Genomic DNA, 19,385 nt, shown 5'->3' with positions numbered 1-19,385 from the left:
TCGTTCGCACTGCCTGCCATCCCGGCACTCATCGCTGCGTGCCACGTGCGTCGTCACGCTGCGCGCGGCAATGTTCGACGAAGTCTCGCGTGTCGCACGCCTTGCCGGCACCGGCCGTCTTGACGGGCGTTGCTGCACGGATGGGAATATGAAAGGCTTGTGACGCGAACGTCTGGCTTGCCATCTCCTGCCGGAGTTCGATGCCTGACAAACATGACTCCGCGGACCTTCACCACATTGCGAAAATGGGGTTCGGGGGTGGCGAACTGTCGGGCCTATTAAGGCGGACTGAAGCCACGAGGCAGCCTGCACGGCAGGAAGGCGGAGACGAGAAAGCGGCGCCGGCGGATCACCACCCGGTGAATGAAAATCACAGACATTGCATTTTCCAGCACGGCGAGCGAGCTGAAAAAGAGCATCGTCACCGCCAGCGCCCATCCCAGTACTTCGCGATGGTCAAGAAAGTGGGCCAGCTCAGCGATGATCGGTTTTGACTGGCCGGGCACCAGCCACTCGAGGTAGCGGCCGAGCGTATCGAGCAGTTCCGCTGGATCAATCACGCTGGACAGCGCGATAACGATCAGGATAAGCAGCGGCACGATCGACAGCAACGCATAGTAGGCAACCGCGCCGGCCAGGAGCAGCCCCTGGTTCGCGCGAAACGCTCTCAGTGTCTGTGCAGCGAAGGCACCTGGGTGCTTGAGTATTTGCTGGGCGGGGTGGCCAATCATGCGCATGTTGGGCTGCCTGACAGAATGGATGAACGGGTTTATCTTCACGGTGTCGCCCGGTGGGACAACCCGGACCCGAACCCGGGTTGTATCGTCTTCCTTTACGTTCCGTCACTTCCTTCACTATAGGGACGATCACAACGACCGGGGTGGCGTTCGTTTCGCGCAGGTGTGTCCACCGCGGAGGGCGACGTTCGCGCCCTCTGATTCCGGGCGTGAGATTTGCTGCAGCAACGGTGTAGTTACGCGGGATCAACTGTACCGGTCGACGACATTGTGGCCGCCGCCCATCCAACTGATCCTCGGGAGGTTCACATGGATCGCACCGAACATTCCGGCAATTCCGCCGGGGACCATTCCTGCATCCAGTCCCGGTTGCTGCGCGTGTTGCTCACCCTGCTTGCGGTCGTGTGTGTGTCGTGCGGCGGTGGCGGCGGAACGACAGTCGATGCGGGAACAACCGGGGGTGGGGGAACCGGAGGTGCGGGGAGTTCGGGCGGTGGCACCGGAGGTTCTGGAGGCGGCACCGGTAGTTCCGGAAATCCCGCCGCATCGACCGACGTACTGACCTACCACAATGACCTGGCGCGCACTGGTCAGTACCTTGTCGAAACTTCCCTCACGCCGGCCAACGTCAATGCGTCAGGCTTCGGCAAGATCGCGTTTCTGCTGGCAGACGGCAAGGTCGATGCGCAGCCGCTTTACGTCAGCAACCTCAGCATCGGCGGGGTGGCCCACAATGTCGTCTATGTCGTCACCGAACATGGCAGCGTCTACGCGTTCGACGCAGACACCAGCGCGCAGTTATGGCAACGCTCGCTGCTCGGCGCCAGCGAAACCACGAGCGACGACCGGCACTGCGGGCAAATCACACCGGAGATCGGCATTACCGCAACGCCCGTCATCGATCGAGCCCGCGGCGCGAACGGTGTGCTCTACGCGGTCGCAATGAGCAAGGATGCGAGCGGCGGCATCCATCAGCGGCTACACGCGGTCGACCTCGCTACGGGCGCCGAGATGCTGGGCGGCCCAACCGAGATCGCGGCGACCTATCCCGGCACCGGCGCGAACAGCACCAACGGCGTCACCGTCTTCGACCCGCAGCAATACGCAGAGCGGCAGGCACTCACCCTCGTCAACGGCAACGTCTATCTTGGCTGGACTTCACACTGTGATCAGGGGACTTATGGCGGCTGGGTGATGGCCTACGACGCCCAGACGCTAATGCAGACGGGGACACTGAACCTGACGCCGAACGGCAGCGAAGGCTCTATCTGGATGAGCGGCGCCGGAATGGCGTCGGATGGCACCTCGCTATATCTGCTCGATGCCAACGGCACCTTCGACCCGACGCTGAACCCGCAGGGTTTCCCGGCGAACGGCGACTACGGCAATGCGTTCCTCAGGCTGTCGATGTCGCCACGACTCGCTGTGGCCGATTACTTCGCGACCTTCGACACGATTGCCCAGTCGGGACAGGATGCGGACCTTGGTTCCGGCGGCGCACTGGTGCTGCCGGACCTGGTCGATGCGAGCGGCGCGATCCGCCATCTGGCGCTGGGTGCGGGCAAGGACTCGAAAATCTATGTGGTCAACCGCGATGCGATGGGCAGGTTCAACGCCAGTGCGAACCTGATCTGGCAGGAAGTCGATGGCCAGCTGACTGGGGGCGTCTTCGGCATGCCGGCGTACTACAACAACGTCGTGTACTTCGGCGCGGTCGGCGACAATCTCAAGGCCTTCCCCCTGAGCGCGGCACGACTCGCGACGACGCCGTCGTCGCGCAGCCCCGGCACGTTCCCCTATCCGGGCGCGACGCCGAGCATCTCGGCCAGCGGAACGACGAACGGCATCGTCTGGGCGGCTGAGAACGGGGCCACGGGCGGCCTGCATGCCTTCGACGCGGGCGATCTCGGTCGGGAGTTGTACGACAGCACCCGGTCCGGTGCGCGCGACGCGTTCGGCGCCGGCAACAAGTTCATCACGCCGATGATCGCGCACGGTCACGTGTATGTCGGCGCGACGAATGGCGTCGCGGTATTTGGGCCGTTGCACTGAAACCGGAGGATTGTCGTCAGTGAAAACAGGTTTCCGGATCGCGGCGCCCAGTGAGCCGTTCAGCCACAAACATCTTGCCAGTGACCAGTCGCGAAGGCGTTCAACCGGCGACCGGCGGTCCGCGAATGCGTGAGGTGCGCGAAGTGCGCAAAGGCGGCCCGATCCACTAACGTACTCATGGATGCCCCGTGACGCCTGTCTTGCCGACCTTCCCAGAGACCACAGCCAGCTGAATCGCCCCATCCTGAGCGTCGACGCCGACCTCCTGCTTCACTTGTCCCGTGCGGATAACGAAGGAATATCGCAATCCGCTGCCCCCGACTTCCTTTTCCAGTTCCTCATCGACAATTTTGCCGGGGTGTGCCCTGAGTGCGATAGAGCGCGCCTGCGCGATGCCAACCTTCGCATCCTTGGCGAACTGTTGTCCGCTGAATGCATGAGCACAAAGACTTGCAATCAACAACCCACATACCAATCCCGTTCCGAGAAATATCCGCATATCAGCCCCCATGTAGCTTTCCTTCAGTACGAAGCTGACATGTGAGACCTTAAGGTTTCCTTATGGTAGAGCCGCCCAGTTGCATAACTGCACGCAGCAGGCGCCTAAAAGCCGGGCCGTTACCAAACCTCAAGACGATTGGCTTCGCCTGACACAGGCGGTACCACTGCTCTGCGTCCGTTTGCCCGGCATGGGCTCGCTATCCGCAAAGTCTCTTCGCAACCGCCTAAGATGCGGCTAGCCGAGCGAACCGTCCGAGCCCTCAGCTGAAGAGATGGTTGCCTGGCGACACTGCTTACTGAGGTGCTGTCGCGACCCGGACAACCGAAGCGGCAACGGCAGAGATAAATTCCGCGCGAACAGAATCGCCGACTCTCAGGCTGTCGAGCGATAAACCCGGGGCGACATCGAACTCCTGTGTTTGAGTCGGGCCGCGCAGGATGACCTTGCGGTTCTTCCGGTCGATTTTCAGTACCGTCGCCACGAACTCCACGTTTCGGGTCGAATTGCCCCCTCCATTCGACGCCGGCTGCATGACTTCGGTTTCGATTCGCTCGCGGATGCCATTCGATGCCACTTTGTCTGCGTGCGTCAGAATTGCGTTTCTATAAGCAATATTGACCGTGTCCCCGAGTTGTAACTTCTTTACGTCAGCGATGTCCGGGCTGATTTCAAACACGACCATCTCGCCCGCCATGTCGCGCAAGGTCACGGTGTTGTACAAGGGGTCTATCCCAGCGACGCGTGCCTGGATATGCCGAAGGGCTTTCACACCGACTGCATGTCGTCCTGTGCGAGGGCCAGGCTCCTGGGCAACGGCCGATTGAAGTAAAAGCAGGCCGACCGAAACGGCAACAGCGACGACAGTTAAGCGGGCCTCGCCTGTTCTGGTTTCGCGCATATCCGCCTCCCCAAAAAGTCGAACGTTACAAAACCAGCCAGGCCAAAACAGTCATAGACATAAACCGGAACGTGGCCCAGCCCGCTTGCACCACAATGGCCGCGCGAGCTCGTTCGCCTCCCGTCGGAATGCTGTTGTCCGCCAGCCGAGATATCTGTTAGCAGCATACGGTCGCATGGAGACTGCCATGCCTGGCCCGCACTAAAGCCTTCACCGTGCACGTAATACAGCATAGGAAAACCGAGATATAAGCGGTTTCTGCCTCTCGATAACGAATACGCTTAATTTTGAGGCTGGTCTTCGACACAACGACGATAACGCCCGCGGCAAATCTGCCCAACCGCGGACCCAGTTTCTGACCGTGGTCCCCACTCATACCCCGATTCGATTCGGCTTGATGTGTCCACGCGCCGGGCTCGCCCGGGGCCACTCATTCATCGTGGCCATCGGATAAACGACCAGACCCCGGGTGGAAACAAGCTGGTGCCCCGGAAGGACGGGACGTACAATTTTGGAAACAGGCAGCCAGAGAAACGGATGCGGAGTACCTGCCCGCAAAATGGCGGCCACCGCCGTTAGCCGTTCTGCAGCACTTCGTTGCGCGGCCCCGTCTCCACTTAGGGCAGAGTGATGGCTCGATGGCCGGCCGCCGCCCGTCCAAACCTGCCCGCAGCACTCCTGTGCAGCTGGCGCATTGAGCGACTGCCTGCCCCTATCCTGCAGTCCGAGGATGACGGGCTGTTCGACGAAGACTCGCCGGAATAAGGGGCGACTGGACGAGGCGTTGCTCCGAAACAGCCCGTTTCGAAACAGGGACACGATGAACGGACATACCGCAATGGACGACCGGTTTGATAGACGAGAACTGCTGCTCCATCTCGGAGACATTCTCGAAGCGTTGCACTGTCTGGCCAGGACGAGTCGCCCGGACGCACCGGTGGCGCAGCTCGCGCAGAAAGAGAATTCGTTGCAGGACTTCGCGTTCCTCCGGGCGCTTGCGCCAACGATGACAGTTGCCGAATTCAGCGCACGCGCCGCCAGCGCGTTCTTCTTATGGCCAAAGGAGCTACTCGAGACTGAGCTCAACCGGAATGCGCTGGCGTCCACCGTTCAGCACGACCTTTTTGATGGCAACGCTGAAGGCTGGAGCGCGTATGTCGCTCACATCCAGAAGAAGGTGGCGTGGTTCGGGACCGGGCTTCTCAAGGTGAAAAGGGACCAGATGGCCGAACCGTCAGACGATACCGGAAGTCAGGCGACTCCGCCCGAGGTGACGGGCGAGGTCCCGCGTGCCGCGCGTCGCGATGCGCCCAGCGAAAAGAAAGGTTGGCCCTGGCCCGGGCCAGAGTCGACGTCCTGACGCACTGTTGGTGTCTTACATTTCCAACGCCCTGGTCGTAGGGCACCTCGGCTTACGCGAGCAGCACATTTATGTGACTGGGCACGCGGCCGGCCACCGGGTGAATCGCGTACTTCACGTGGTCACCTGCATGAAACTTCAATGGACGTGCGATAGAGCCACGCTACGTTCACCACAATTCGGTCAGGCCAGCGAGCGCCGCGATGCGCATCGGTGCCGGGTCGGCGCGTTTGCGCAGATGCGGTCGAGGCAAATGGAGAGGTGCATGGCCCGGGGCCTGCAATGAAGAGTTGCCCCTGTATTCCGGGCGCATGTGTTAGGCGCGTGAGGCAGTCACCCGATTGCTTGCCGCTTCGGGTACAGGTGACCGTGTCACCCGGTCACCTGTACCGGGCATCACGGTCGAGATTGCATGCTTGAAGACAAGCTGGCGACCTGACGCAGATTCCAGCATGACTGCGTACGTGTCGAACGCTACGAGATAACCACTGAGCCTGATTCCGTTTATCAGGTAGACGTTTGCCAATGTCTTTCCCGTGGCTAGCGACTGCAGGAATTCATATTGAAGGTCAGCCTGATTGGACATGTTGTTCTCGCTTGTCGGTAGCCCTTCTGCATTGTAGCTCTCGATAAGCCGACCCAGCCGCCGGGAAAACGCCAGGTCGGAATTGCTCTGTGAGCGAGAGATGTGGTCCACCGTCTGGCAGCAGCGAGCGGGTTAAGGCGTAGCAACTGCCCGTTATCTTGTAAATAGACTCTGGAGCATGCAAGTGCGGAACTCAACGAGCGAACACAACCCGGGCTCGCCAAAAAGCGAGGGGAAAATCGACCCGACGGTCAAGGACACCGTTCCTGCCAGCGACCCACCCGCAACCGACGGTCCGACGATGATACAGACCGATGAAGATGATGAGTTGCAGGACGAAGACTCCCCGAAATAGTAACAGTCGCCGAACGCATTAACGTCACCCGCGACCCGACGCGACCGCCGCGTGCAAAACGAAAGCGCTTACGCGCCGAGGCAGCCGGTGGGGCCTTTCCTCAGGCGAAATGTGAGCAAAAACACAGAGCAACCGTGATTTTCCCGCACGATGGCACCTGACCTGTTTAAAAGTACATCGGCACGTGTTGGAGTTCAGAATTGCTGCTAGCCGTGTTCATGGGAGTGGACAAAAATTGGGGGAGCGCGGCGTTTTGCCCTAAGCTACCTTCGACACCCGTTCGGCGAGGTGACGGATGGATATGCACTGGACGATTTACCTGCAGCGGGACGGTGCCGACGAGAATGTGCCGTTGGCCAGGTTTCAGCGACCGCTCGAAGGAGCGACCCCGGCTGACTTCGGATTGTCGATGTCTGAGGCAAGAAGGCTCCTTTCCAGTCTTCAACAAGTGGTGGCTCAGGACCAGATCCGCGCCTACGATGCTCGACGCCGCCGCTGCAGACATTGCGGGCGATACCGCCGTATAAAAGACTGGCGCCCGCGGGTGTTTGCGACCGCCTTGGGCAGTGTCAAAGTTCGAGTGCCCCGGGTGATATCGTGCTTGTGCACCCCCGAGCCGCTCGACGAGAACGATGACTCAGCGGATCTTCGATTCTCCGAGGGCCCGATAGAAAGTTTGCTACCGGGACGACGTACGCCGGAGCTTGCATACCTGTGTGCGAAGCAAGGCGCTGCCGTTTCCTACCGGTCTGCGGCACGCAATGTCGCCGATCTCACCGGGTTGCACACCCTGTCTCACGCAACTGTTCGCAAAGAGACGCTCAACTGCGGGGAGCACATTGAAAACGACCAGTTCCACGTTGGGTGGTTCGCGGGAACCCAACACCGTGGTGGAGCGAAGCACCTGCGTCTCGCAATTGACGGCACGGTAGTCACGGCGGTGCCGCTCGAAGAGGTGCGCAGGTTCGAAGTTATCGCGGGACGTGTCGAGTGTGAGGGGATAGCGGCTCGACGATTCGCATGTGCTCTCCAGCGTCCAAGCCTGACGCGCGTGCTTATCGCTGCTGCACTCGACCAGTGTGGCTGGGTCCGTTCTACTTTGGTCGACGTGGTCACAGATGGTGCTCGGGGTATGCGATCGTTAGTGACTTCAGTGGCGCCTTGCGTCGCACCGCGGATTCTTGACTGGTTTCACATCGGCATGAAACTTCACGCTGTGCGGTCGGCGCTCTGCGCATACACATTTCCTCTCTACCAGCGACCGGTGGTGATGCGGCGATGCGAGCGACTAATAAATCGCGTGCGCGACAAGCTGTGGCGCGGCCGGGGCGACGCGGCAATCGAGATCCTACGTACGCTCATCGCCTCCCTGAATCTTGAGATTGGATCTTTACCACAGTTCTATGGTCTCGGCGCCGGCACGGCGAGTAGCGCGGCCGCTCGATTATTGACCTTCCTTGTGAACAATCGCAGCGATCTTATCGACTATCAACAAGCACGTATGAACGGCCGTCGGGTATCGTCGGCCTCGGCCGAATCGGTCATGAATCATTTGATAAACTGACGGCTCACGAAACGTCAACAAATGCGTTGGTCGTTGAAGGGCGCTCACTACCTACTGCAAACCCGAGTGGAACTGCTCGACGGGAGGCCGGAGACGTGTTTCGCCAAGCGCTTCCCTCACTTCAGATCGCCAGAGGTCGCTCGACAATGAGCCCCCCTCCCCCAGTTTTTGTCCACTCCCAGAATTAACGGACACCAACAGCTACACGCAGCTATCGGCCGGCAGCAAGACGGCATCGTCACTCGAAGGACGAAACGACTTGTGACGACGAGACGCCGGGCGCGGCGGCATACCAACAGACGGGCTCGCCATCGTAGGGAAGGACAAGCATTATGGCAAGGGCGGTTGGAACACCATCAATACTCTCCGCTACGGTACTGTAGCTCGCCGCCTGTGCCGCCGGCGACACGCCGTACACCGGGCCCCACCTCAGTCCCACAGAGTGCCGCGACCTGGCGGCGCTCAGGACCAATGCACCCTCTACGATGGCGCAACACCAGAGCGAACTGGCTGCCCTGAGGAAAGCGGGCTACAACCCGTCACCGTGGCATGACGATCCATACTACCCGGGTGACCTGCAAGCGGCACAACGCCTGGTCGACTACTGGTTCCAAACAGAGTGCCCGAAGCCTCAACCCGGCTGAGACGCCACGGCGAATGCGGACCACTCCAGGCTCAGCGCGTACTTACTGTACGTCGCATCGCGGCCGTGATCCCTTGGTGCTTGCTTGAAATCATCCGAGGGTCCGCGCTCAATGCGTAGCAAGAGCTTAGGTTCAAACTACAAACTCCCGTTTGCGCGCCAGCGAAATTAGTCGCTCTGGCGCGGCGAAAGCTCCATTCGGAATCCAACCACCTTATCCGAGGGCGGATGATATGTTTTAGCAATCTCCGCGTCCCCAGTAACGTGCCATACACCTACCTCTCGAAAAATAGCTCCAATCAGCAGGCTAAGAACAAAGAATATTTTCGGTCCAAAAGGCAACAGGACTAGGTTCGCTCCCGATAGCAGGTTGGTCACTCTCGTCGCAAGATGCCCAAGTGCCTCCGTGGGTGAGTCCACTTTGTAGTCGATCGAATGCTCACGTCTACGCGCCCGCGCCAAGAGAAAATCATTATTGGTGGTAACTGCATCGTCATACTCGCGGATCGGAGATCGCGGAACAAAGACCCAAGTCTCGCTGGCATCGAAATATTCGCACGCTCCTTCAGCCTTCGCTCGCTCGTATCCCAGACCAACAATCAACGCCGTCGACGCAGTCGTGTCATTCGGCCAGCCAGCGAAAAATTCGCTTATTGGCTTAATGTCCTCGTTGGGAGGGAGGAGAGTCGGTGGCGGAGAATATGCCGCGATAACATAACCCACGACAACATTCAAGCTACCCTTAACCGCGGCTCGAAAAATTGCCTCGAACGTCGCGGCCATAATCGGCCGAGACATGCATGAAACGTCGACCACAATCGTCGGCGTTTGATCGGAACGATTGCGCATCCATTGCTCAAGATTCGTGCGTACGCTGTCGACCGATAAGTGACTACCAAGAGCTGTGTTGGGGCGGTCTTCCTCGTCATAAGCATGCACGCCTCCGGTTTGTCCGATGATCCAAACCTCGTGATCGAGCGGCGTTAGACGTCCTGAAATGACCTCCCCTCTAGGTTCGCTTGTCTGCGGGACAATCAACAAGTCACATGAGTTCAACTTTTCCAGATCGAGATCGACCATGTTGTCCAAGTTGAAGCTCATAACAGCCTCCCTTGCACCGGTCGATTGTCGTGTTCTTCGCCAAGCGCCGAAGTACCGGCCGAGCTGGCGCGCCCCTTTTCAGCGAACACAAGCAACTCGCCACCACGCAATGCAGTGCTCATCTTTTGCTCTTTGATATACAACAGCGGCAATCGAAATTCGGGAGCCAATCGATAGGTTAATCTCACTCGCGCCCCAACGAGGGATTGAGCGTTCCCCGCAGCGGCCAGTGGCGCGGGTCCCCCTCGGCGGACTATTACCAATGCCCCAAGGTCAATCGCCGTCCTGATGTATTCATCAAATTGATCGACCGACGCTTGATCAATCGAAAAAGACATTGCAGGATCCGTAACAAAGGGGCCTTCAAAGATCGCGCCCTCAATTGAACTCGCTAGTGCCCGCACAAAATCATACGGAGTCCATCGCTTTCCGCCCGACGCCGCCTTCACCGGATATACCATTAATTTCGACGACATTTGCTGGACAAAATCTCGAATCGCAACTGACTGAACAGTTTGCGTTCTGACGGCATGACCGTCTGCCTTACTTGCCGCGACAAGTGACTCGACTAAGGTTAGTACCCATCGCGGGTTCCCTTCGGTAAGATCTATGATGTTCGGAAAGCCGAAATATCCGTGCGGACTACGTCTACCGCCCTTTCTCTTCACGCCGTTCGAAAATGTGTACGATTCGATCTCACGAACGCGGTGCAACACGATCTGCGTAATTTTGCGAACGAGAATCCCCTCAGGTGTTGCATCCTTATATGGTGGATTTCTCGGATTGATTCCGCGCTCGTCAAGCAATCGACGGAAAGACTCATCCTTTGCATAAAGCGCAGAGAAAGCGGTTGCACGTACACGCTGCATTGCCGGCGTTTCGATCGCTGAATCGCCTAGGTCCGTAGAACTTTCAGTCGCATCATCCGTCGCGTTGTCGCTTGACCAACTAGTCCCGAGAATTGCATTTAAGCTTTCGGGGGCGACGTCTTCCCCAAGTGCTCGTCCAAGACTTGCAACGAACAACTTGCTTGCAAACGCTCGAGCATCTCCCTTTTTTTCGTACCAAAGCTTGATTGGCCTGTAATCCTCAAAAGAGCTAGAGGCTCCTGCCTGTCCCAATGGAATTAGGTCGGAGCCGGTCGGGCTTAAAGCCAGCTTGAAACGCACCTTGTTCGATGTCGACCGCAAAGCGTCAACGATTGTCTGCAGCAGGCCGGGCGGGACAATTTCGAGCTCATCAAGCAATATTGCCCACAGTTGATTGGGCCTCTCTAGTGCATCGTTAACGCTCTCAACTGCTGTTACCAAGTTATCCAACCAAGTACTCGTCACGTAAGGATGTTCCTGACGTACTTGTCTAAGATCCGTGCCCTCGGCCAGCTCGGCGGCAACGCCGTTCAATTCATGCTGACGCTTGCGCAACGCCAGTCGTATGCCGTTGAACGAAAACACCGGAACCTCGAGTTGCCATACGATGGCAAGCGCCGCAACTACATCCGCTTGACGTTGCCTATCTATTGCAAAAAATAGTGAAGGTTGCGCAGAACCAAATTGCGGCTCAAGCTTCGAGCATTGCTCAAGCGTATCGACCAGTGCGAGACTAACAGCCACCGAAAACACAGACTGCTGGACAATATCCTTCGCGATCGGATTGACGATCCGAGAAACTCTTAATGAAAGTTGCTTTGCCCAACGGACGTCAGCCGGAACGAACACTCCGATGAACTCAATACTCTCTCCTGGGACATGTTGCCGCCAAAGCGCAAATGCCTCAGGGGTCAGCATCCTTAGCAACGTAGTTTTCCCGCTGCCTCGTGGACCCTCTAAAATGCAATGAGGCCTACCGAGCAATCGGTCAAATGCTGGTGGCGCCAAGAATCTCGCAGCGACTTCAGGTGGTGCGAGATCACGGGCGTTGAAAACGTCTCCGCCGGATGTCGGATTGTCACTCATTTCGAAACCTCAGTCGGGAACCATTCACCATCTGGCCACGTGGCACCAATACCCCTGCTTTCCAAAATGCGTCGTAGGAAGCGTGCATCAGTTGGCTGTGTGTAACGAAGTTCTGGCACACATTGAAGCGTCTCGTCCCAACTTAGATATGGCCTCGTATCTGCTGCCAAAATTTGTGCCAATTTATCGATGACGTTTTCAAGGTCGAATCCGGGAACTTGATAGCCACATCGATCAGGCAATCCACCGGTCTCTACATTGTTGTATGCCCAAGTCGACCCACTCCACGACATCGCTCGTACGTGTCCCTTTGCCTTCGGACGGAGTGTTTGATCTTGCAACTCTATCTCCGCTATGTAGAATTGCAACTGCGTTTTTAACGCAAGATCGCCGTCAAGAAACGCACCAAAACTACCTACGGCGAACACAAACGGGCTGCCCATCCCTCCTTGCGAGGGGATGAGGCGCGGAAAATGTTTATGCCCATGTATAACGAGCCAACTCACGCCCGTCTCCTGCAACGATTCCATCAATTGTGAACCGTTGTACATATTGATCCGGTCCTCGGCCATGTCGAGCGGCTCATAAGGAATCGGATGATGGTGCATCAGCGCAATGAATGCCCTTGACCTGTTGGCTTCCACCCGAGGCTTCAGTTCCTGCCTGAGTAACTGCAAAGCGACATCGCCTACGCGGCCGCGCTCAAACTCATTTTGACGCGTGGTCGGATGGAAGTGGCTGGAGTTCACCAAGAGAAACAGGATGTCCTGCTCTTCAATGAAAAGAAATCCGCGCCCCCAGTAGACCCAACGCTGGTCACCGTCCGCAAAGGTGGTCGACGGGTAGTCTGCATGGCGCTGAATGACGGCGAGAGGATCGAGGGCCCGCTCACTGTTTCCGGCCTCATCGTCCTTCTCGCCAGCCCGCGAGTTGACCTCGTGATTGCCTGTGACAGCAAGAAGATGTCTGGCTCCCAAAGCGTTCTGGAGCTCCTTCAGTTTTCGCCACCCTTCTAGAAAGCCTTCCGGATTCGCCTTGTTAGTGATATCACCACCGCACAGAAGGTAATCTGCACGCAGTTGCGTATCACCTTGGGATTGGGCAATCTTGTTGAGCAGCGCCTGCATCGGATCACCGGCAGGACCGTTGCGAGCAATAGACGGGCGAGAAGGCTGCGTGCCTAAAGGACGGTCATAATGAAGGTCCGAGAGAACTGCGACCCGGATCCTCTTTTCTGCTCTGTTATCAACTGTCATGGGACTATTTACCGGTAATTCCGCAGGATGAGTTCTGACACTGAAGTGCGACCTGCAGTGAAACCGCTGACGTTTCGCGCCACATCCAAGCGTGTGACATTCCATTTTCGGAACAATCTGCGCACTTCCGGGAGGTCAGCGTATGAAAGAAGAATTTTCGCCCCCCTGCGGCTCGCGGTTTCGACCACCGAAAGCAGTCGCTCCATGTCGTTCATTTTGAACGCGCCAAGGCCGTACTCTCCACGATCTCGTACGTCACGACCCGCGTACGGGGGATCCAGATAGACGAAATCCCCACGTCCGGCCTCTTGGACCAGGTCTTCAAAGTCGCAACGACGAACCGAGACATTCCTCATCAGTCGCCCGAACGCCAGCAACTCGCCCGGATCTGGGATTTTTCCCATATGCTGACCGCGGGCGACATTGAACATTCCCGATCGATTCGTACGGTAGACGCCGTTAAAGCAGAAACGATTTAAGTAGAGGAACCTTGCAGCGCGTTCTTCTGCGGCGAGCGCGCTCGGATCAACTCTTCGAAGGGAATAGTAGGTCTCGGCATCGCAAGCGAACGCGTGCGTAATACGCGCGACTACCTTTGGGCGCCACGCAATCATGCGGTAGAAGTGGACCAGTTCTTCGTTAATATCACCTACGAGGGCCTGCTCTGGCTTCAGCGCGACGAGAAAGCAAAGCGAGCCGCAAAACGGCTCCACGTATCGCTGGAAAGTTTCAGGCGCGAGCGCCGCAAGTTGTGGAAGGAGCTTCCGCTTACTTCCAGCCCAACGGATGGGCGACCGCGAAAGTTCGTAGGGCTGCACCGGCTTCACCTTTAATTTTGTCGATCATCGTTGCGTTCAAGGCCTCAACCCGCTCCCTAACTTCGCAGGGCGAGCCCACGGTCTTTCGTATCGGGAGGCGCAAGTTTACCAAACCCACGTGCGCTTGCGGCATGGCTACGCAAATGACGCGAGGAGCAGAGATTACGGGGAACGCGACATCGCGATTGTTTCAATCGATCGCGGCGCTGCGGGCTTCCGGACTGGGGCAGTACATCGGTTGCCTAATTCAGAACGCTCTGCTTTTCGCCGGCGCCGCTTCTTTGGCGTGAATGGGTATCAGGAGCGTGCATTTCCGGATGGAGGCGGCCGCCTCAGCCCGTATCGAGCATCGCAAATGGGGAACTGGCGACTGCCCCGCCTCGCTCCCGTCGCCCGGAGTCAGCGAGCATAGACTGACGACACCCGGCAGACGCACAAACACATTCATATTGAGCACGAGCCGCTTCGTCTACGGCATCGTCGATTTCCAGCAGATAGTCAATGAAAAGCTCTTCGCCTGCGTCGACTGGCCGGAGCGTGTAGATGAAAATCCGTCCCTCCTCCTCGATGGCCTCGCAGTTGGGCGCGCACGCATGATTGAGCCAGCGCGCGCTGTTGCCGCCACGGCTGCCGTCGATCACCCTCCCGTCCGACAGGCCAAAAAGGAATGTGTGTCCTTCGACGCCTTCATGCTGGTGACGTCGCACCGCATTGCGCCACGAGGTGATTTCACCCTTGTATTCAAGCACGCGTTCGGCCGCCGCGAGCGTCTGCAAGGCGAACACGCCTTTGCCGTGAACTGGAGACCGCCGGACAACTACGCGCCTCATACAATTTCCTTTCCCAATGTTAGCGCCAGTATACGAGTAGCAAATTTCCCCATCCAGAGTGATCGGATGAGCACGCACCTGCCACGATCGGGCGTCGGCGCGTATATCAGAACTGGAGAGTCGAGGTATTTGATCCGCTGGCCTCCCGGAGCGATTCACCGCTCACCCGCGAATACATCCGGCTTCAGAAAAGCTGATCGCCGAGCTCACGCAGGCTGACCCACTTCACGGTGCTCACGAAGGTCCTGCTTGTGGTGTCGAGCGACTCGATCATCGCGCGTTGCCCGCGGGCTTCCGCAATGACGCGCACGATGCGCGTCCGGTAGCGCAGTAAAGCGCCGATCGTTGGGCACGAGATTTCGCGCCCGGTCCGCGATCGTTTCTTTTCCATGCGGCTATCTATATAGATGTGCAGCGAATCGCAAGGGGGCCGCAGTATGTCGCGGCATCTCGCACTGATCCTACCAGGCCGGCTGGCCGGGGTTCAGGCCCCGCCCGATCACGCCGCGCCGTCGCTGCCGCCAGTTCCTGCAGCGGCTACTGCTGGCAGCCGCGCCATCGCGCAGACATCCGGCCGACGGCCTGCGTCCGGTCTCAGGCGCCGTTCACGGCATCCTTGAACGCCTTGCCCGCCGTGAACTTCACCGTCTTTGCAGCCGCGATCTGGATTTCGGCGCCGGTCGCCGGATTGCGGCCGACGCGCGCGGCGCGTGCCCCCGTCGAGAACGATCCAAAGCCAATCAGCTGCACGGTGTCACCTTTCGTGACGGCCGCGGTGACCGTGCCGATAAACGCATCGATCGCCTCGCCGGCGGCCGCCTTGCTTGCGCCGGTCTTCGCGGCGACTGCATCCACCAGTTCCTGCTTGTTCATTGTGACTTCCTCGTTGTGGTTGAAATCTCGTCACCCTACCCGATCGGCGCGCCTTTGCGCAATCGGCACGCAGCGGCATGTGGTCCGCGACAGGCACGTCGTCCTGTCGTGCCGGGCAAGCACCGGGAGAAGTCGTCTGGGGGAATCTGGCCCGTGCACCGGTCCAGGACGCTGACCGCGAAACGTCAACTCCCCGGAGGTCCAGTCGTTCCCGAGGGTCGCACGTCTCTGCGTTTTCAACGTCTTCTATTGCGCGTAGCCGCGCGCTTCGCCGCTGTGGCGACAAATCCAGTCCCGCGTCCTCAGGTTACGCGCGCCGCGTCATCACGCCAGGTCCCATCGGCGACGTCGCCCGCTCGCACAAGCAAATTTGTTATTAGCGGTACGCGACGGACCATTCCCGTGGTGACCTTCGCAGATAGGCGTAGGCGCGCTTTCGACGTCAACCAATTTTGTTACCACTCTGCAGACGGGTTGCAAGCGATTTTGTAACGCAATGTGCGGTCGGGGTTGCCGCTATCGCGGCCCTGAGGCGCTGCGACGCTGCGACGCTGCACGATGCTATGTCCGCAAATCAGTGGGTAAAACGCGCTCCCCTATCCCTATGTCCGCACCGATGGTGAGACCCAGCGATCGTCGCAGCTGATTAACGGCTGTTTATCGATCGTGAAGGCCCGGCGCGGCTCCCGGTGGCGAGGCACGGCTCGCGGGTAACGTCGCGCGCTCCCGATGGCGGACCAGCACGGCATAGCAGCGGGACAGACTATTCAGCGCAATCACGTTGATCGACGGGCCGCACCGGGCGATAGAAACAAATTTACTTGAAAACTAGTAACAAAATTGGTTGTGTGAGCGCGAAATCCATTGACCCGTCAATTAATGTCCGCAAATGAAGGGGTAGATAGCCCCAATTATCTACCCCTTCAGATTGAGCGAAGCAACCCGGAAAAAATTTCAAAGATCCCTGCGCACCGGTCTCGGCTCGAAGGAAAAACGAATGGGCCACCAGCCTGCAGAACGACGCGCACGCTAACGCCGAAAATCAACTCAGTCAGACGTGCATTTGATCAAACATCGATTGGCTTGATAACCCGCGTTGAACGAAACCGCTGACGCGGTAGCAGGTGGCCGGCCGGCGCCGGCGTCTTCGATACCGTTCATGGAGTGTCTCCCCTCGGGTGGGACGATGGCAGTGCAGTTTGCTGCCCCGTCCCTTCTGAGCGGAGTCCACCATGACACCCCTACGTCGACGCATGACCGAGGATATGCGCGTGCGCAACCTCGCCGCCAACACGCAGCGCGCCTATCTCCAGCAGGTGCGTGCCTTTGCCGAGCACTTCGGGCGGTCCCCGGACCTGCTGGGTCCGGAAGAGGTGCACGCCTGGCAGGTGCACCTGATTGAGGTCCAGCGACGCTCATCGAGCACGCTGGTGGTAGCCACCGCGGCGCTACGCTTCCTGTACAACGTCACGCTCAAGCGCAACTGGTCCGTCGAGGAGCTCCCCAGATCGAGGCGACCACGCAGGCTGCCGGTGATCCTCAGTCAGGAGGAGGTCACCCAGTTCCTTGAAGCGATCCGCAGCGTCAAGCATCGTACCGTGCTGATGACAGCCTACGCCGCAGGCCTGCGCATCTCTGAGGCCACCCGGCTGAAGGTCAGCGATATCGATAGCCAGCGAATGGTGCTGCGTGTCGAACAGGGCAAGGGGCACGCCGACCGTTACGTGATGCTCTCGCCACGGCTGCTGGAGATCCTGCGCAGTTACTGGTGCATTGGCCGCCCCCAGTACTGGCTGTTTCCTGGCCGGTTCCCGGATCAGCCCGTGGGCGCGAGCGTGGTACGACAGGCATGCCAGGACGCCCGTCGCCGTGCCGGTATCAGCAAGCCCATCACACCGCATTCGCTGCGCCATGCATTTGCGACGCACCTGCTCGAATCCGGCACCGATGTACGCGTGATCCAGTTGCTGATGGGCCATCGCAGCCTGGCCACCACGGCGCAATATCTCAAGGTCGCGACCAGCACGATCTGCGCGACGACCAGCCCATTCGACCGGCTGCCCCCAAACACTTCGCAGACCTCACCCGAAACGCCGGCTGACCACGTCTGAGCCCCCGATGAAGGCCAAGCTGGAACTGGCGGACATCCTGCACCGTCACGGCCCGGCATACCGGCATCTGCACGCCGATTCGCTCGACCGCGAGCAGCGTCGTGTCATGCGTGCCATTGAGCAGTGCCGCACAGCAGCCCTGGGCGGTCACGTCGAGCAGTGCGACGCCTGCGGACACCAGCGCATCGCCTACAACTCGTGTGGCAACCGGCACTGCCCGAAGTGCCAGTCGCTCGCCCGCGCAGAATGGCTCGACCATCGCCAGGCAGACCTGCTGCCCGTGCCGTACTTCCACGTGGTGTTCACCGTGCCGCAGGAAATCTCGGCCATTGCATTCCAGAACAAGCGCACCGTCTACGACATCCTGTTTCAGGCGACCGCCGAAACGCTGCAGACGATCGCCGCGGACCCAAGGCATCTCGGTGCCACGATTGGCTTCATCGCGCTCCTGCACACCTGGGGGCAGAATCTGGTGCACCACCCGCATCTGCACTGTGTGGTCCCTGGCGGCGGCCTTGCTGCCGACGGCACGCGCTGGGTGGCCTGCCGGCCTGGTTTCTTCCTGCCTGTACGGGTGCTCTCGCGCCTGTTCCGGCGACTGTTTCTCGAACGGTTGCAACGCGCATTCGATGCCGGCGCCCTGGGTTTCTTCGCGTCACTGGCCCATCTGTCCGAGCCCGGCGAATTTGCCCGCTATCTGTCGGGTCCGCGTCATACCGAATGGGTCGTCTATGCCAAGGAGCCGTTCGGCGGTCCGCAGCAGGTACTCGACTATCTCGGCCGCTATACGCACCGCGTCGCGATTTCCAACCACCGCCTGCTCAGTCTGACCGACGGGCATGTGACGTTTCGCTGGAAGGACTATCGCCATCCGGGTAGGCCACGCGCAATGCGCCTGCATGCTCACGAGTTCCTGCGCCGCTTCCTGCTACACGTACTGCCGCACGGGCTGCAACGGATTCGTCACTACGGGCTGCTCAGCAACCGGTTGCGCGCGACCCGCATTGCTGCGTGCCGGCACCTGCTTGGCGTACCGCCTGCCGAAATCCGGATGACGTCCAGACCTGATTACCGCGACCGTTACGCCCAGTTGACCGGCCGATCGCTGCGCGACTGTCCGGTCTGCAGACGCGGTCACATGGTCTGCGTCGAATGCCTCCTGCCTGGCGCGTCACCCCGGGCACCGCCGAACCACCCATGAAGCCCGCATCGCCACCGCTGGTAGGCTGGAACCGACACGTCCTCACGGGTCCGCTGGACGCGCATGTCCGCGGCGGTCCCAGCCTACCTTTCACGTGCGGCATAACCTGTTCGCTAACCACTGCGGCCGCACGTTCCTGGCCGAATCGTGCACCCAGACCCTCCCGTATCCACGCTTCGATTCCCGCATCCGATCGTCACAACCATCGCCACGCCGATTCAATTCCCATAGCCGCCACCAGTGGAGCGGTTTAGCTCAACGAATTGTTAGCGGAACGGGAACGGCTCGCTCGCCGCGCCTGCGACCAACCCATTGCGCCGTTCCCGTTCCGCTAACAATCCTCTGGGTTATCGCCGCAAAGGCCAGAGGGACTTTCGCGAGCATGGACTGCAATAACCTAGGCCCGACCACGAGCGCCGTCTGCTGGATTGCCGGGCGCCCCCCTCTTCGGCCGTTGCCGGCGTTCGCTCGTCGGTGGGTGGGTGGCCGTTATGGGCAACTGGCCAGCCATTCGCCAATCAGCTGCTGCGAACGGCCGCTTAC

16 protein-coding genes and 3 pseudogenes are annotated in these 19,385 nt (G+C 59.4%); 6 read left to right on the top strand and 13 right to left on the bottom strand.

Annotation, left to right across the window (positions count from 1 at the left end; genetic code table 11):
• Positions 1-28 precede the first annotated feature (28 nt).
• Both P3T25_RS35115 and P3T25_RS35110 read right to left on the bottom strand, forming a co-directional pair.
• On the bottom strand, positions 29-211 hold the full coding sequence (locus tag P3T25_RS35115; protein WP_429361643.1) for a hypothetical protein: 183 nt from the start codon (positions 209-211) through the stop codon (positions 29-31).
• Positions 212-311: 100 nt separating this feature from the next.
• Positions 312-737, bottom strand: a pseudogene (locus P3T25_RS35110) (YhjD/YihY/BrkB family envelope integrity protein); the annotation flags it as partial.
• A 309-nt stretch (positions 738-1,046) separates the two neighbouring features.
• On the opposite strand from P3T25_RS35110, the gene P3T25_RS35105 reads away from it, so the two are divergent.
• A complete protein-coding gene (locus P3T25_RS35105; RefSeq protein WP_429361641.1) occupies positions 1,047-2,789 on the top strand; it encodes a pyrrolo-quinoline quinone in 1,743 nt (580 codons plus the stop codon).
• Positions 2,790-2,964: 175 nt separating this feature from the next.
• Here the strand turns inward: P3T25_RS35105 and P3T25_RS35100 are convergent, their stop codons facing one another.
• Both P3T25_RS35100 and P3T25_RS35095 read right to left on the bottom strand, forming a co-directional pair.
• Positions 2,965-3,300: a PepSY domain-containing protein gene (locus tag P3T25_RS35100; RefSeq protein ID WP_429361639.1), complete on the bottom strand. Its 336-nt coding sequence runs from the start codon at positions 3,298-3,300 to the stop codon at positions 2,965-2,967.
• Positions 3,301-3,583: 283 nt separating this feature from the next.
• The gene (locus P3T25_RS35095; RefSeq protein ID WP_429361637.1) at positions 3,584-4,189 is read right to left on the bottom strand and encodes a hypothetical protein; all 606 of its coding nucleotides are present in this window, start codon (positions 4,187-4,189) and stop codon (positions 3,584-3,586) included.
• An 838-nt stretch (positions 4,190-5,027) separates the two neighbouring features.
• Between P3T25_RS35095 and P3T25_RS35090 the strand changes: the two genes are divergently transcribed.
• On the top strand, positions 5,028-5,549 hold the full coding sequence (locus P3T25_RS35090) for a hypothetical protein (protein WP_429361635.1): 522 nt from the start codon (positions 5,028-5,030) through the stop codon (positions 5,547-5,549).
• Between the two features lie 55 nt (positions 5,550-5,604).
• Here the strand turns inward: P3T25_RS35090 and P3T25_RS35085 are convergent.
• Both P3T25_RS35085 and hfq read right to left on the bottom strand, forming a co-directional pair.
• Positions 5,605-5,682, bottom strand: a pseudogene (locus tag P3T25_RS35085) (NAD(P)(+) transhydrogenase (Re/Si-specific) subunit beta); the annotation flags it as partial.
• A 183-nt stretch (positions 5,683-5,865) separates the two neighbouring features.
• A complete protein-coding gene (gene hfq / locus P3T25_RS35080) occupies positions 5,866-6,135 on the bottom strand; it encodes an RNA chaperone Hfq (protein WP_429361633.1) in 270 nt (89 codons plus the stop codon).
• A gap of 650 nt (positions 6,136-6,785) precedes the next feature.
• On the opposite strand from hfq, the gene P3T25_RS35075 reads away from it, so the two are divergent.
• Positions 6,786-8,054: an ISKra4 family transposase gene (locus tag P3T25_RS35075; protein ID WP_429361631.1), complete on the top strand. Its 1,269-nt coding sequence runs from the start codon at positions 6,786-6,788 to the stop codon at positions 8,052-8,054.
• Positions 8,055-8,386: 332 nt separating this feature from the next.
• Positions 8,387-8,698 (top strand): annotated as a pseudogene (locus P3T25_RS35070) (DUF4148 domain-containing protein).
• 167 nt (positions 8,699-8,865) lie between these two features.
• On the opposite strand, the gene P3T25_RS35065 reads toward P3T25_RS35070, so the two are convergent.
• From P3T25_RS35065 to P3T25_RS35035, 7 genes are all read right to left on the bottom strand, one after another.
• The gene (locus tag P3T25_RS35065) at positions 8,866-9,798 is read right to left on the bottom strand and encodes a hypothetical protein (RefSeq protein WP_429361629.1); all 933 of its coding nucleotides are present in this window, start codon (positions 9,796-9,798) and stop codon (positions 8,866-8,868) included.
• A complete protein-coding gene (locus P3T25_RS35060) occupies positions 9,795-11,753 on the bottom strand; it encodes a hypothetical protein (protein WP_429361627.1) in 1,959 nt (652 codons plus the stop codon). Before P3T25_RS35060 ends, P3T25_RS35065 begins: the two co-directional genes overlap by 4 nt.
• On the bottom strand, positions 11,750-13,009 hold the full coding sequence (locus P3T25_RS35055; RefSeq protein ID WP_429361625.1) for a metallophosphoesterase family protein: 1,260 nt from the start codon (positions 13,007-13,009) through the stop codon (positions 11,750-11,752). Before P3T25_RS35055 ends, P3T25_RS35060 begins: the two co-directional genes overlap by 4 nt.
• Before the next feature lie 8 nt (positions 13,010-13,017).
• A complete protein-coding gene (locus tag P3T25_RS35050) occupies positions 13,018-13,827 on the bottom strand; it encodes a DNA adenine methylase (RefSeq protein WP_429361623.1) in 810 nt (269 codons plus the stop codon).
• Between the two features lie 332 nt (positions 13,828-14,159).
• A complete protein-coding gene (locus tag P3T25_RS35045) occupies positions 14,160-14,657 on the bottom strand; it encodes an SET domain-containing protein (protein WP_429361621.1) in 498 nt (165 codons plus the stop codon).
• 184 nt (positions 14,658-14,841) lie between these two features.
• Positions 14,842-15,048, bottom strand: a complete 207-nt coding sequence (locus P3T25_RS35040) for a hypothetical protein (RefSeq protein WP_429361619.1) — start codon at positions 15,046-15,048, stop codon at positions 14,842-14,844.
• A gap of 203 nt (positions 15,049-15,251) precedes the next feature.
• Positions 15,252-15,530 (bottom strand): HU family DNA-binding protein, encoded by a 279-nt coding sequence (locus P3T25_RS35035; RefSeq protein ID WP_110406412.1) that lies wholly within the window; start codon positions 15,528-15,530, stop codon positions 15,252-15,254.
• A 1,232-nt stretch (positions 15,531-16,762) separates the two neighbouring features.
• Here P3T25_RS35035 and P3T25_RS35030 point away from each other — a divergent pair.
• Both P3T25_RS35030 and P3T25_RS35025 read left to right on the top strand, forming a co-directional pair.
• Complete coding sequence (locus P3T25_RS35030; RefSeq protein WP_429361617.1) at positions 16,763-17,641, top strand: site-specific integrase; 879 nt, start codon at positions 16,763-16,765, stop codon at positions 17,639-17,641.
• A 7-nt stretch (positions 17,642-17,648) separates the two neighbouring features.
• Positions 17,649-18,842 carry an IS91 family transposase gene (locus P3T25_RS35025; RefSeq protein ID WP_429361615.1) on the top strand — a complete coding sequence of 398 codons (1,194 nt, stop codon included), beginning with the start codon at positions 17,649-17,651 and terminating at the stop codon, positions 18,840-18,842.
• Positions 18,843-19,385 lie beyond the last annotated feature (543 nt).

Source organism: Paraburkholderia sp. GAS32 (genome assembly GCF_050434225.1).
GTDB classification, from domain to species: Bacteria; Pseudomonadota; Gammaproteobacteria; order Burkholderiales; family Burkholderiaceae; genus Paraburkholderia; species Paraburkholderia madseniana.
This window is presented reverse-complemented; position numbering and strand designations above follow the sequence as displayed.